General features: G+C 38.4%; 12 protein-coding genes and 2 tRNA genes. 1 reads left to right on the top strand and 13 read right to left on the bottom strand.

Features of this window, described 5'->3' with window-relative positions:
- Positions 1-26: 26 nt before the first annotated feature.
- The 8 genes from NC818_03850 to NC818_03815 all read right to left on the bottom strand — a co-directional run bounded on the left by NC818_03850 (position 27) and on the right by NC818_03815 (position 9,445).
- Positions 27-1,097, bottom strand: coding sequence for a hypothetical protein (locus NC818_03850; GenBank protein ID MCM8783890.1), 1,071 nt, complete (start codon positions 1,095-1,097; stop codon positions 27-29).
- A gap of 406 nt (positions 1,098-1,503) precedes the next feature.
- Positions 1,504-2,691, bottom strand: a complete 1,188-nt coding sequence (locus NC818_03845; GenBank protein ID MCM8783889.1) for a hypothetical protein — start codon at positions 2,689-2,691, stop codon at positions 1,504-1,506.
- A 193-nt stretch (positions 2,692-2,884) separates the two neighbouring features.
- Complete coding sequence (locus NC818_03840) at positions 2,885-4,447, bottom strand: hypothetical protein (protein MCM8783888.1); 1,563 nt, start codon at positions 4,445-4,447, stop codon at positions 2,885-2,887.
- Between the two features lie 622 nt (positions 4,448-5,069).
- Positions 5,070-5,516, bottom strand: a complete 447-nt coding sequence (locus NC818_03835; protein MCM8783887.1) for a CpaF/VirB11 family protein — start codon at positions 5,514-5,516, stop codon at positions 5,070-5,072.
- Between the two features lie 284 nt (positions 5,517-5,800).
- A complete protein-coding gene (locus NC818_03830; protein ID MCM8783886.1) occupies positions 5,801-5,965 on the bottom strand; it encodes a hypothetical protein in 165 nt (54 codons plus the stop codon).
- Positions 5,966-6,431: 466 nt separating this feature from the next.
- The gene (locus NC818_03825) at positions 6,432-6,827 is read right to left on the bottom strand and encodes a response regulator (protein MCM8783885.1); all 396 of its coding nucleotides are present in this window, start codon (positions 6,825-6,827) and stop codon (positions 6,432-6,434) included.
- A 27-nt stretch (positions 6,828-6,854) separates the two neighbouring features.
- A complete protein-coding gene (locus NC818_03820) occupies positions 6,855-9,086 on the bottom strand; it encodes a PAS domain S-box protein (protein MCM8783884.1) in 2,232 nt (743 codons plus the stop codon).
- A complete protein-coding gene (locus NC818_03815) occupies positions 9,053-9,445 on the bottom strand; it encodes a hypothetical protein (protein MCM8783883.1) in 393 nt (130 codons plus the stop codon). Before NC818_03815 ends, NC818_03820 begins: the two co-directional genes overlap by 34 nt.
- 232 nt (positions 9,446-9,677) lie before the next feature.
- Between NC818_03815 and NC818_03810 the strand changes: the two genes are divergently transcribed.
- The gene (locus NC818_03810) at positions 9,678-10,361 is read left to right on the top strand and encodes an IS1595 family transposase (protein MCM8783882.1); all 684 of its coding nucleotides are present in this window, start codon (positions 9,678-9,680) and stop codon (positions 10,359-10,361) included.
- A gap of 180 nt (positions 10,362-10,541) precedes the next feature.
- On the opposite strand, the gene NC818_03805 is transcribed toward NC818_03810, so the two are convergent.
- The 5 genes from NC818_03805 to NC818_03785 all read right to left on the bottom strand — a co-directional run bounded on the left by NC818_03805 (position 10,542) and on the right by NC818_03785 (position 13,663).
- Positions 10,542-10,620: transfer RNA gene (locus tag NC818_03805), tRNA-Asp, on the bottom strand.
- A gap of 119 nt (positions 10,621-10,739) precedes the next feature.
- A tRNA-Val gene (locus NC818_03800) sits at positions 10,740-10,814 on the bottom strand.
- Positions 10,815-10,831: 17 nt separating this feature from the next.
- Positions 10,832-11,278 (bottom strand): V-type ATP synthase subunit K, encoded by a 447-nt coding sequence (locus NC818_03795; protein ID MCM8783881.1) that lies wholly within the window; start codon positions 11,276-11,278, stop codon positions 10,832-10,834.
- A complete protein-coding gene (locus NC818_03790; GenBank protein ID MCM8783880.1) occupies positions 11,253-13,055 on the bottom strand; it encodes a hypothetical protein in 1,803 nt (600 codons plus the stop codon). Before NC818_03790 ends, NC818_03795 begins: the two co-directional genes overlap by 26 nt.
- Entirely contained in the window at positions 13,052-13,663 is a 612-nt protein-coding gene (locus NC818_03785; GenBank protein MCM8783879.1) for a V-type ATP synthase subunit D, read from the bottom strand. Before NC818_03785 ends, NC818_03790 begins: the two co-directional genes overlap by 4 nt.
- Positions 13,664-13,679: the final 16 nt, after the last annotated feature.

Below are 13,679 nucleotides of genomic sequence, written 5' to 3'. Positions count from 1 at the left end.
AGATGGCTATCAAATCCTATAAATACTTAACGTCTATCTGCCATCAATCGTCTTAATTCGTCCTCATTGTATTGAAGCCTATAGTCGTACATGGATCTTACATTTCTATACCACTCTTCCCCCTCCGCATATCCTCCTATAAATTTCGAACCCGCGTTTCCCCGCCAAACCCAATGTAACCAATCACCTGGTTTACCATTATCTATCCAAGCTTTGATTAACTGCCTCAAAAGATTACCTGCTTTGGCTAAATCTCTTATAAAATCATCGTCCGGCAGGCTATTATTAGTATCAAATGAACCAGTTCCTTCTGCTCCGAGGATCGCTAATAGAATAAAAGGATCAATTTTAAACCCAAGGTCTCCTATTTTATCTTCTTCTCCAAAAGGATAGCTACCCTTTTTATAAATAGCTGTCTTCTGTGCCTCTTCCCAAATTAACTCAAGTTTTCTATCAGTAAGACCCCGACCATTTGCCCAAAAAGCTCGAACCGAAGCAGCTTCTAGATAGAGTTTTGGTAACTCAGAAACTTTTGGGGGGCGTCTCATCCCTCTTTCTTCAAAGGTATGAGGCATATCAGGATTATGGGATAAATTACTTATGGTTGTTTTACTTTGTTCAAATGTCCGAGGAACCCAAATAACCTTGTCCCAGTCTTTATTAACATTACACCAATCCTCTTCACCATTAACTCTTCGTATTTTTACATAATAGTCACCCCAAATCCACGGCCACGGGTGGGCTAATTTCCAACGGATATCCATATCTCCGTAAGGCTTATATTCCGGTAAAACCTCTACTGTTTCTCCTTCATATGGACCTCTGTATGGTTTTATGTATACTCTACCCGGATAAGTTTCTGCTAGATTAGTTAAATATTTTGCTGTAAATTCCTCACCCATACCTGAAACAATTTTATATCCTATATATTGGTTTATCGGACTCACAGGCACAATATCTAAGAAACTTGGTCCAAATGGCCAATCTTGGGCTAATACGGGATTGGTTATTATCGCTAATAAAATAACAACTATAAGCCAGCTTAGGCTTTTAGGTTCTCGCAATTTCCTAACAACTTTTTTAAACTCTTTAATCATTGGACAAAAAAATAAATATATTTATACCTTATTTAAGTCGTTTTCCTTTTTCTTTTTATATAAATTATACCACATATTTCTCTTTTTGTCAAGGTGTGCTTCTATTTTATTCTTTAGCAAGAATTGTGCCAGAAATTTAGAGAAATAAACAGGTTTTGTCTAAGATTTAACTCCAGTAATTACAGATACTTATGCTATAGAGGTGCTAAAAGACACAATTAAGGAGAGAGATGCGCGTTCCCGAAGAGTAAAATTATTTTACATATCAGTTTCTTTAGAGACGGAAGGTGTGTAAGTTACTACTAATAAAGATATTAGACAAGATATTCCTTGAGCAATTTCCGTTTCCGATTAGAAACAAAAGTTTACTTGTAGGAACCACTTGAATTAAACCTGTTTTAGCACTTTACTTTATCAACCCTTCTCTCACTAATACAACTTCAGGAGACAAATTTATCGCCATCAATTGAAGTCTAAGGGGATCAACAAAAGGAGTTCCTACCAGATCATAAATCTCGCCTGTGTTAGTATCCATGATAATTGAACGTGATTCAAAACCCAAGATATCTTTTTCTACAATCTGTATCCCTCCAATTGATTCTAATGCTTTATAAATCTGGTAGATCAATTCCTCAGAAGAACCTGTATTTCCACCGATTATTCTTGCTTCCAGTCTTTCAATATTTGCTCCGTTTATTTTCATATGGTATATTACCTTTCCCAGTGCTCCTCTGATATCTGAAATTGCATCAAAATGAATTAATGTACCAATTTTTGTGTTGGGATCGTATAATGTAACAATAACACAAGGCCCAGCTCCAAAAGTAAGTAAATAGGGCTGGTTAGTCTCAGCACTAGTAATTCCTGCTTCTCTTTGTAACACTGTAACATAACTTCCGTTAGGGGGGAGAAACATTGGTAAACGAATACGATCCTTCTGGGGAACTATTTCTGCAAGCTCAGCGTTATGTCTTTGCAGCGCATCCTCCCATAGTTGGACTCGGGTTAACATTTCAGGAGTTACTTTTGGTAAATCTAAAACTTTCCAAATCCAGTCACGTAGTGGCATATCAGGATCAGAATCTAATTTTACAGCTACTATACCTCTTGGCTTAAATGCTAAAACCTCTATTATCTTCAAAGTATTAGCATCTACTACTAAGGTAACCATAGAAGTTTCCATTATAGGAGGTCGAATATATATATAGATATAGCTTTTTCCACTAAAACTGGATTTATAATATTCCATTACTAAAGTATTACTTTCGTGAATAATAGCTCGATTGTTAGACAAGACAAGGCCATTTATTAAATCAGCAACAGAAATTTGTTCTTCGGGTTTCAGACTAACGCTTTTTTGTTGCCATTCTCTATCCGAATCTTTTGGTTGTTGTAGTTGTTGTAGTAGAGCAAAAAGAGTATCCAATCCTTGCCTACCATTATTATCGGAAGATAAAATTGGCTCTATATCTCTAGGATTTTCTTTCTCTTTCTTTTTTTTCAGGATGGATGTTTCTTGAGCTAAACTACGAGCTTCTAACATCGCTAATACTACTACCGCCAAGAACCCTAAATATAAAATATTTCCTCTCATCTCTTCCTCCTTTATTTATTAATTAAATTTTAAATATCCTCTCTTCCTGGCCGTGCCAAATAAAATTTATAATAAAAACCACCCTTACTCTTACTATTGTTATTCCGATTGTTTTCCTTATTATCAAACTTTTAAAATCTTTTAGTTAATTCGCGAAGAATAACTTTTATACACACTATTTTATTTTTATTTTCTAGAAAGACCTCAGAGCCTTTACAAAATATGAAGTATCAGAAAATATCTTTTTATATCTTCCCACCAAAAATTGTATATAGGGATTATTGCTTGCCCACTCTATAGCAACTTCTTCAGTAGGGAAAACATCGCTTTTAAAAAGAGCTTTCAACAATTGTAGCCAATTATCACTAGAAGCAAATCCAACACCACTATAACTACTTCTCATTACTAAAAGATCGTTATTAATATAAGGAGAATCTAAAAGATCTTTGAATATTTTAGGATTTTTAATTAAGACGGAAAATACTTCGCTATTTATTTCCATATATCTCCCATTTTTCTCTAATCTCATACTGTTTGCAATTGCCATTAATATTCTTTCCTTAAACTTTTCTCCAAGAGTAAAATAGGCAGAGACTAATAAGTCGTTACGGCAAAAATGATACCAGAATAAGTCAACGTACTCATCTAATTTGAATCTCAAAGATTCCAAACTTCTTAAATAATAATCTGTAGCATTTTCTAAGTAATATTGTCTTTCTTCTTCAGTCTCTGCTAAGGTCCAGAGATTATTATATATTTGAGCTATATTAAAATATACTGCCGAGTTCGTAAAGAAAATCTTTCCCTTACTTGCCTCCAATATTACTTTAGCACTTTTTGCTATCTGTAATGATTTTTCTAAGGTTTCCTTATTTTTTGAACAAACGGAAAAATAACAACGAGCTAAATTTTTGTAAGCAGTTGCAAGCATAATCCCATAAATCTTCCCCATTAAGTCTAGGTTTGTATCATTTGAGAAATATTCTTCGAGTTTTTGCTGTTCTTCTTCAGAACCTATGTTACCAATATCTAAGCCCAATCCACGCTTAAGCCAAGCAATCGCATATTGATAGCAATCTTCTGCATCCATATCTCTTCTATATTCTTCTGCAAAAGCTCCTTTCAAAATCCAGACCAAGGCTGTTTCAATATAGGGAGGAATAGATGGTGAGGATTCTGTCCTAAATTTACTTGAAATATATCTATCCATACTCCCTAACATATCAATATCATGTAAATCTATGTTTCTCCAAGCTTCGTTAAAAACTTCACAAGCCTCCTTATCATTTGCAGTGTTTTCTGCAACTACCTTTAATATGTGCACAAGTGCCACAACCTCATTGACTGTGTCAATCATTAAGCTCATTGACAGAGGCAATACCCGAGACAAAACAGGTAGTAAGGATATACATCTCTCAGAATTTTCTTGTGAATATATTATTTCATAAAAAATTGGCAAAATTTCAGTATAAAATCCTATATTTTCAACACCATATCCACCTATAGTCAAATAAGTTCGTTTCCAATAAAAAATCCTCTCATTTTCGGAAACTGAGGGTTCTGGTAAATGTGTAGTATCCTGAGAAGAAGTTGGTACCATCAACGGTAATTCAGGGGGATCGTTTCCCAAGAGAGGAATTTGACCTAATTTTCCTCCAAGAGGAGGAAAATAAGCATCTGTTATTCTAATCAAAGTTAAGCTACTTAAATTCGCCAACCCTGCTAGTAAAATTGTAACCATTAATAACTTCTTCATCTTACACCTTCTTTTTGGTTAAACTTGTTTCTCTGCACATCTATCTCCTTCGCCGGGATAACCGTATAATACCCCGGCTACCTTGCACCGGAATTACTTTAGGCCGGCTCCCTTTTTAAAACTTCCAAACTAATTATAGCATACTTTTCCTAAATTGTCAAGGGGGAATTATTTTTTTCTTTATAAAAGTTTTTTGTTGACATTGCCCCTTATTTAGTGTGTGAAATCTGCGAGGCTATATAATCATATATTAGATATGTGGTGGTTTCCAATGGGGAAAAGAAGTTATTAAGTGAACATCTAAAAAATTACAAAGTGTGTGCTTTCCTGAGATAGGAATAAACTTTATCCTCGGTTCGGATTACTACGGTGAGGCCAAGAAAGGGTTTCTTACTCAGGACGGCTGGAATAGGAAACAGGGTGAGATACCGCTTGCTTAAAAGTGTATACTTTTGGTTCAGGGTGTAAACTTTTGAGAGGGTATCTTACTTAAGACTCTGAAGATAAATTACTTAAGTAAGGTTAGCTACAGCTTATAGGGGATTAAACTTAAAGATTATCCTCAAAACAAAAGGCGGAGAAGAATTTTCTCCGCCTTTTATACTTACTCCGAATCGCCCTTTTACCAGGTTATCCCAAACTGGGCATAACCGTCGGAAGTCCCCTCTAGAAAGGCAGTTTCGGCTACTTCACCTATAACGCGTTTAATTTCCCCGTCTATCTTATAACGGCGCATAACAACAAAGACATCCACTAAATTTACTAATACACTGGGCACATTCATCGGCTCGCTTTCAAGCCGTATTACCGTTTCTCTAGGCGTGGAAGCATGCAATGTCCCCATGCAATACTTGCCAATATTCATCGCTGTCATTAAATCCTGTGCCTCCTTGCCTCGCACCTCTCCGACAATTACTCTATCAGGGCGCATACGTAATGTATCTTCTATAACTATAATTCTTTCTTTAGCAGGAATAAAACTAAAAAGCGCATTAAGAAGCGTGGTCTTGCCTGACCCGGGCCCTCCGGCAATAATTATATTTGCCGGTTTAACATTTAGCCCCTCCACATACAGCCAAAGCTGCGCTGCTAGATTTAAACTTAAAGTCTCACTTTTGATTAATTCTATGATGCTCAGCGGTTTTTCTTTAGCACGGGTAATAGTGATCTGCGGCCCAAAAGGAGAATACGCAATATTGCCCTCCCCTTTATCTCCGCCAATTACACGTTATTTATCTTGCCAATATGCTTTCTTCCGGAAAAGATAACCAGTTTTTTAATAAATAATTCTAATTCTTCACGCGAAGAAAATTTTTTATCCGTAGCAATCATATCCTGCCGCGTCTTATGCACCTATATAGGAGACAGGTAATTTATCATTATATCTTCCACTTCCGGATCGCGTAAAAATTCCTCGATTATTCCGTAGGACATAAATTCGTTAAAAAATTTCTCTAATTCCAATCCTCCCGTTCTCTTCATAAACGCCTGACAAGAGGAAGAATTATAAACTTCCATAAAAACTTGAAAAATAACGTCGCGCTTATTCGTAAGGTCCTGCAGCAAAAAACCTTTCCCGCTAATTTATCTAAAATTTCATTCTCTATAGCAATCCTTCCTCTATCCATCTTTATTCTCCTTATGAAACTTGCTTAACAGAAAAATTCTAGAACTTTTCTACAACTAATAAACCAATCCGCACGGCATAAGAAATCGTGGTAAAAATTATAATCCAAGCGCTTAAACAAAACCCATTATATCAAAAATTGGCAAAAAAAATAGAAGAATTGCCTTTGTGCTGGAACATCGCCTAAGGCAATAGCAAGGACCTTTAAGATAAGCGAGGAAACGGCGACGAACGCCTATAAATACAGCGCACAAAATCCTAAGCTAACGGTAGATTAGATCTTCCTTAAGAAAGTTATTTACAGAAGTTCTGGCTTCGGTTGACATTATCTTTTTCTTATCCGCGGCCTCTTTCTTCCTAAGGCGTATCTTTTATTTTGGTTGACAGGGCTTTTTCGATCTTGGCAATCAAATCCTTCTTTTCTATCGGCTTTGTCAGATAGCCCACCGCACCCTTTTTATAGGCAGCCAGTTTATCAGCGTCTTTATCTAAAGCAGAAAGAACAATGATCGGAATCTTTTGACCCAAGGGGTCGTTATTTAACATCTCACATGCCTCAATGCCGCCGATTCCCGGCATAATTAAATCCATAAGAATTAAATCCGGTTTAAAGATATGCACATTTTCGATTAGATTCTTGGCGCTTGTCAGGGTCATGACCTCAAATCTTCCTGATTCTTCCAGATTTAATTTTGCGATTCTTAAAAAATCCTCTTCATCATCGACCACCAAGACCCTTATTTTTTTCGGCATCGCGCCTCCTTTTTTAACCTTACACACCTACGAGGTGTGAGAAGGGGTATCGGCTATCTTTAAGGTAATAATTACGCAGGTGCCTTGGCCAACTTTGCTTTTTACCTCAATGAGCCCTTTATGCAAATCAATGATGTTTTTGCTTACCGCCAGACCTAAACCCGTGCCATGGTCAGGGCATTTGGTGGTAAAAAATGGCTCAAAGATTTCCTTTAATTCACTCTCGGCAATCCCCTTACCAGTATCTTCTATTTCCACAACGACGGCGTCTTCATTTATCCTAAAATAATCTTCTTTTTCGTCTCCAATACGCAACGAAGGTTTATCCAATCTCTTTTTGTAGGTACGTAAATAAATCTTACCGCCTTCGGGCATTGCCTCAACCGCATTTACCAAAATATTCACAAAGACCTGCTCCATCTTTATCCTATCAACTAGAACAAAAGGGAGTTTATCTTGAAATTGCCTAATTATTTCTATGTTCTCCAATCTAACCCGTGGCTGAATAAGTTTAACTGAATTCTCCAATATCGCATTTATATTTTCGGCTGCCAAAGTTAGCTTAGTAGCACGGGAGAAGTCAACTAAAGAACTGATGATATTATCCGCCCGCCGGATATTATCTTTTATCATCTTCAGGATCTCCTGATTCCCTAAAGCTGATTTTTCTTCCAGATAATTAACCGCCTGTAAAATTATCCCTAAAGGATTTTTTACCTCGTGGGCAACACCGGCGGCAAGCCGACCGACCGCCTCCAATTTTTCCGCCTGAATAAGTTGCTCTTGAAGGGATTTGAGTCGGTTGTGTGCTGCGAGCAACTCTTCTTCGTATCGCTTGCGTTCGGTTATGTCCAGCACTGTGCCATAAATTATCCGGGGTGAATCATCGGTCTTTGGCTGAATAGACTGTTCTGCCAAAAGCCAGCGAATCTGACCATCGGGTCTGACAATGCGGTATTCAAAATTATGGAATCTGCCTGAATGTCTGGCGGCATCTAACATTTTAAGCCAATTCTGGCGGTCTTCTTCATAAACCATCTCTTTTAAAACTTCAAAGGAGGGCGCCTCATCTTTTGGCGTAAGTCCGTAAATATGAAACATCTCTTCTGACCAGATGGTTTTATTTTCTGAAGGGACATATTTCCAGCTTCCTAAATGTGCCAGTTTTTGCGCCTGACGAAGTGATCTCTCGCTTTCTCTTAATTCCTCCTCCATCCTGCGGCGCTCGGTAATATCGCGGGTGACTCCCAGAATGCCTGTTGCCTTGCCTTTTTCATCGCGTAAAAATGTCACTATCAATTCACAAAAAACCGATGAGCCGTCTTTGCGGATATGTTCAAGTTCTATCCGGCGGAAGCGTCCTAAATCTTTTTGGGGCAAGATTTCTCGCAGCAATTCTTCTTTTAATACCCTGCCTGCCTCTATAATACTCGTGGGGCTTAAGATTTTACCTGCCGGCTGGTTGATTAACTCTTCCGGAAGATAACCTAAGATTTCCTTGCAGGAGGGGCTAATATAAGTAAAATTTAATTTCAGGTCGGTTGTCCAGATAATATCTTTGGTGTTTTCTGCCAGAAGCCGATAGCGTCTTTCGCTTTCGCGCAGCATTGATTCTATTTTCTTGCGCTCATTAATTTCATATTGTAATCCATCCTTTTCGCTTAAAAATCGGGTTAAAATGCGCGATAAAACACCAAATTCGTCTTTATTGTCCTTAAGAGGTTCTAAATGGGCGGCGTCGTTTTTATTCAAGGCACGGGTAATTAGCCGCAGGGGATGACTCACCCATCTAAAAATTGCCAAGGTAATGACAACAAATATGAATCCAAAAAAGATAATGAACGTAAAGAAATCCCCTTTTAATATACCTGCTAACGCCAAAATAAAAGGAGATGTTATCTCTACTTGTAGATAAGCCGCAGCCTGATTATCCCAGGAGGGAAGTTTTCTAAAAAAGGTGATTAAACCTCTCGCGGTCGTGGCCTTAGAAGCGGCGATTGATTCTTTCGGAGAAAAAACCAATTTAATCTTAGTCCGGGTTATACGTGCAAGTTCATTTATATAGTCTTCATCCCAGAGCCGGGCGGCAAAGAAATAACCCGCGGGAGATTCTTTTCTTTTTATATCAAGGGTAGAATGGATACTCGCCCCTCGGATTTCCCATAACTTATCTTCATTAAGAATAAAGAAATGACAGAAACGCTGGTTATTTTGAAAGAGACTCCTCAGGGCTTTTTTTCTAAAGGCAGGCACCCACATTGTCCGCCTTGGGGATTACAGGTTGAATAAATGCAGTCAAATTCTTCTGTATATACCCAGGCAGTGTCTACGCCAAAAGATTTTATGCCTTCTTTAATGTTTTGTTCTGCCCAATCTCTGTCTTTTGTCTTGACAAAATCCACCATCTCATCCCAAAAGGTATAATCAAAAGCAAGGCTCTTTAAGGTCTCCCCTTTTATTTCAAGGATTCGGTCAAAACTGAATATCCTTTCTTCAGCCGTGGAATTGAATAATTTAAACAGGGATGTCTCTTGATAACGCTGGTAGAAGAAAATCGCCGAGCCAAAAAACACGAGCAACAGAAGACCGAAAATAATAAATTTTATCTGTAATTTCATTTGTTAAAGATGTTATCCCTCAACAAGATTTTTCGGTGCCTTTTAAACAAAGTTCGAACCTATTTTTATAATTACAAGTAATCTCATTCGGCCAGTCCCGCCAAAGGCTGAGACTGCGTCCTCGCTCTTTAACAAGTAAATTAAGGTGTCGCTCGTCCGCCTCTGCCCTTAAGCGATAAAATAAGGTAATAGGTAATGAAAACGAACCAAAAATTATGTAAAATATCTGTATATGAAACGGCAATGTCCAAAATGTGGACACCACTGGGCATGGAAATGTAAAGATAACAGATTTAAGTGTCACAAATGTAGATACATATATACTTTTAAGAGTATCTGGGATTCCTTTAGGATATCTGAAAAGGATAAAAAGAAACTTTTGGAATATTTTGTTTTGGGAGTTCCTGGTTATCGGCTCAGGTTTAGAACTAAAATATCTTATAAGACAATCAAGAGATTTTTTACAGTTATTCGCAAGTTGTTGAGCATTAGAGAAGAATGTTGCGAACCACTTACAGGTGAAATTGAGTGTGATGAGACGACATTTGGAGGTAAAAGACCTGGTAAACGTGGTTGGGGTGCTTGTGGTAAAATTATTGTTTTTGGTATTTTGAAACGGAATGGTATGATACGGGTATTTCCTATTGCCAAAAGAAAAAATGATATTGTTCAAAAGTTGATACAATATCATACAAAGCCAGGATCTCTTTACTACACTGATGATTGGCACGCGTATGCAACACTTGCTTTGCGAGGCGAGCATGTTGTTGTTAGCAAAGAGAAAGGAAAACCCAAAGGCAGAGACCATATTAATAGCATAGAAGGGTTCTGGAGTTATGCAAAACACTGGCTTTATCAGTATAGGGGAATTCCTAAAAAGTTTTTCCATTTTTTATTTGAGCGAAATTTCGTTTAGATTTAATCATAGATATGAAGACATTTTACCTACGATATTTAAGTTATTAAAACATGCTCCTTTCAACAAAAATTTGGTACGAAATGGGTGACTATTACCTTATTTTTAAAAGAGCGCCGCCTCGTTTTCTCGTCGGAAAGTCCCTATAGGGACTTTCTTTCTTACGCTCCATTTCTCAACTGGCGGGCCCGACGAGATTTGAACTCGCGATCTTCAGATCGACAATCTGACGTGCTGAACCAGGCTGCACCACGGGCCCGAAATCAGTTTACAAATTACCGTTTATAGTGTGAAGAGAGTTTGTATATTTTACGAAAATTTTCTCTAAAAAGAAATAACAATTTATACGAGTTATACCCTAACCGCCATGCGCCAATTTGGGCGATAGAGGATTTGAACCTCTGACCCCTTGAATGTAAGTCAAGTGCTCTTCCCAGGCTGAGCTAATCGCCCATCGTTTTTAAGAAATCCTAAAACTTGGCTAAAATACCCAAGGTGAACACCATCACAAATAAAGCCACGGTCTCAATAATTCCCAAAACCACAATGTAGTTACCAAAACCTTTCCCAGTTTCTCCCAATGCATCGCAGGCAACCGCAGCTGCTTTTCCTTGCATTAAAGCGGAAATTCCCATTGCTAATCCCGAAAGAATTCCTATGCCCCACAAAAAACTCCCTTGAGAAATTAAATCTGCCATTCTGTTCATCAGAATCATGCCGTAAATGGTCTGGGTTAAAGGTGCACCTACAAAAGCAACCATGAGAAAGGGAGCAATTTTATTTTGAGCAAAGGCTTTTTTCCAAGCGCCAATTGCCGACATTCCTGCTACTCCCGCACCTAAACCTGAACCCAGAGCAGAAAAGGCAAGCACTGCCCCTAATCCCAAATCTTTAAATTGTCCTAACAAATCTCCCATGGTCTTCCTCCTTATTCCTTAAGGGCTTGTAGGGAAAGCCTATCCATTTTACCTCAAGATGGTTGCAAAATTCAAGTAGATTAAGTCTTACTCCATGCACAAGCACTGACATCGGACCGAGTAAGATGTTTAATGTATGTCCTAAAATGAGAATAAATGAGGTGATAAGTCCGGGGAAAAATCCTCCCCAACCTACAACCATTGCCAGGCGATTAAAGGAATCGGAAATAGCCACAGTAGCCAGACCGACAGCAAAAAGACGAATATAAGAAACCACATCCGTAAAATTGTTCACTAAATTTAAAAGGAGTGTGCCCATGCCTTTGGCCACGCCCTTGATTACATTCCTTTGGGGATGGGTAAAAAAGAGAATGAGAAGGAAACCCGAAAGAAAAAAAACTTTCCCAAATACAGGAAATGCCTCACCTAAGATAAGCATGCGCGCTAAAAAGTATACCCCCCATAAAATAGCTATCCAGCCCAGTTCCCCTAAACTGGAGAGGTGGGGTGATTTTAATATGAATCTCCAGAGATGGGCAATGCTTAAATGAGTAGCACCCAAGAAGAAACAAAAACCCTGAATGGTTCTATCGTTTCTTAAAAAGGGCATAAGGGGTTTAACAAAATGAGCATGCCATTCCTGGCCAAAGATTGTTCCACTCAAAACACCCCAGATGATTGCCGAGATGCTTAAAAGATAAACCAGCGGAAAAACCGATTTATCGCTTACCCTGTATCTCCAGCGCTTCTTTACTAAAAAAGCCAGAAGAAGATAAATTACTCCATAACCTGCGTCCCCAATGAGTATCCCAAAAAAGAGAGAAAGAAAAATCAAAAACCAGATGCTGATATCCAATTCGCGATAGCCAGGAAAAATTTCCAATACGCGAAAAATGGGAGCCAATATCTGCACCCAGCGCGGATTGCGTAAAAGGGTGGGAACATTATCATTAAAAGCGGGGTCCTCTATTACTAAACCCCATCCCGCTTGATGCGCCACGCGGGAAAAACGCTCTGTTTCCTCAGAAGGAATGTATCCCCGCAGATAACTAAGGGCGGTTGTTTCACCCATACCATCTATTACCTCAAGAAACTCTTTTTCTTTTGCCAAACTCCGCCTCTTCTTTTCTAAAAGGGGTAAAAAAATACTTTTTTCTTTTAAATCTTCCTCTAAAGAAGAAATGAGCTGTTTTGTCTCCCGCCACCTTTGCTCCATTGCTTCTAATCCCATCTCAGGAAGAGGCATCTCCCAGAAGGAAAGATTTATTTCCCTGCGCGAAATCACTATGCAATTCGCCAAACCTCGGCGTCTGGAAATTTCTTTTACCACAATATCGGAGGGAAGATTTTTCAAATCCTTAAGAGGAATTTTATAGAATTTGACCGAAATGTTTTCTTCGTGCAGTGCTTTAACTGCCTGAGGGTCAAAATCTCCCCACTCTTTCCACTCGTTTATCCGAATTTCAAGCTCGCGGTTATCACTCTCTAACTCTTTCATCCTCTTTGCTAAATCTAAAATTTGGAGAGTAAAATTCTTAAAATCTCCCAAATCCTCTTCTTTAGCTAAAAAACCGTTACTAGAAGAGACAAGAGAGTTAAGAATCCTCATCGCCTCTTCTACCTGCTGAATTTCCTCTTTAATCAAATTCAAGTCTCTGCCTGAAGGAGTCTGGATATGCTCTATGTGCAACAGCCCAAGTCTTCCCAATTCTTCAACCAAGGCCTTCTTATCCTTTGCTTGGACAATCACCGTTATTTTTTTCATGGGAACAATCATCGAATGACTGCCTCCTCGTATTCCTCAAGTTTCTTCTTTGCCAATTTACTTCTTGCCACCGCATTTGCCATCTGGTCTCCCAAGTATATTTTGATGACGCGTATTGCCTCTTCGGCTTGGGGAATTTTTATCTTCTCAAAGAGATTTACCCTCTGGGTAGTAATGCGTAACTCTTCCTTTAGAATGGCGATTATCTCTTCTAAGTTGGCAACTTCTGCTCTTAAAGAAACCCATTCCTTCAAAGCATCAAGGGCATAATCTACCCATAAAGGAACGAGAAACAAATCATAATCAACGGGACTAAATTCCAATTTCTCAAGGTAAGGAATGTCTATGCCCGCAATGTTTTTGGTGGTGTAGAGTCTTTTTTGCGGTAAAATCCAGGGTTTTAAATCAAGCCCGCTATCTGCCAAAAGGCCTGCCCAGTTCAAGATTTGCTCTTTCTTTTTTTTAGCTTCTTCTCTCTTTCTTTCCAGCAAGAGTTCTTGGTGTAAGATTTCCATCTGTAATTGTTTCTTTTTTACTTCCAGAATGGGAAGGTATCTCTGAAAACGGCTTAAAGCATCGCGCTGTCGTTTTAATTCATCACGTGTTAATCTTATCTTCATGCTCTTATTCTTGCCC

The sequence above is a fragment of the Candidatus Omnitrophota bacterium genome (genome assembly GCA_023819145.1).
Classification (GTDB): domain Bacteria; phylum Omnitrophota; class Gorgyraeia; order DTHP01; family DTHP01; genus JBFWKV01.
The sequence above is the reverse complement of the archived record's forward strand: the minus strand, read 5'-3'. Positions and strand labels throughout refer to the sequence as shown.

Coding starts and splice junctions, on each gene's coding strand:
- NC818_03850 (MCM8783890.1), bottom strand. CDS start 1,097: ATGATTAAAGAGTTTAAAAAAGTTGTTAGGAAATTGCGAGAACCTAAA.
- NC818_03845 (MCM8783889.1), bottom strand. CDS start 2,691: ATGAGAGGAAATATTTTATATTTAGGGTTCTTGGCGGTAGTAGTATTA.
- NC818_03840 (MCM8783888.1), bottom strand. CDS start 4,447: ATGAAGAAGTTATTAATGGTTACAATTTTACTAGCAGGGTTGGCGAAT.
- NC818_03830 (MCM8783886.1), bottom strand. CDS start 5,965: ATGGAAGTTTATAATTCTTCCTCTTGTCAGGCGTTTATGAAGAGAACG.
- NC818_03825 (MCM8783885.1), bottom strand. CDS start 6,827: ATGCCGAAAAAAATAAGGGTCTTGGTGGTCGATGATGAAGAGGATTTT.
- NC818_03820 (MCM8783884.1), bottom strand. CDS start 9,086: ATGTGGGTGCCTGCCTTTAGAAAAAAAGCCCTGAGGAGTCTCTTTCAA.
- NC818_03815 (MCM8783883.1), bottom strand. CDS start 9,445: ATGAAATTACAGATAAAATTTATTATTTTCGGTCTTCTGTTGCTCGTG.
- NC818_03810 (MCM8783882.1), top strand. CDS start 9,678: ATGAAACGGCAATGTCCAAAATGTGGACACCACTGGGCATGGAAATGT.
- NC818_03795 (MCM8783881.1), bottom strand. CDS start 11,278: ATGGGAGATTTGTTAGGACAATTTAAAGATTTGGGATTAGGGGCAGTG.
- NC818_03790 (MCM8783880.1), bottom strand. CDS start 13,055: ATGATTGTTCCCATGAAAAAAATAACGGTGATTGTCCAAGCAAAGGAT.
- NC818_03785 (MCM8783879.1), bottom strand. CDS start 13,663: ATGAAGATAAGATTAACACGTGATGAATTAAAACGACAGCGCGATGCT.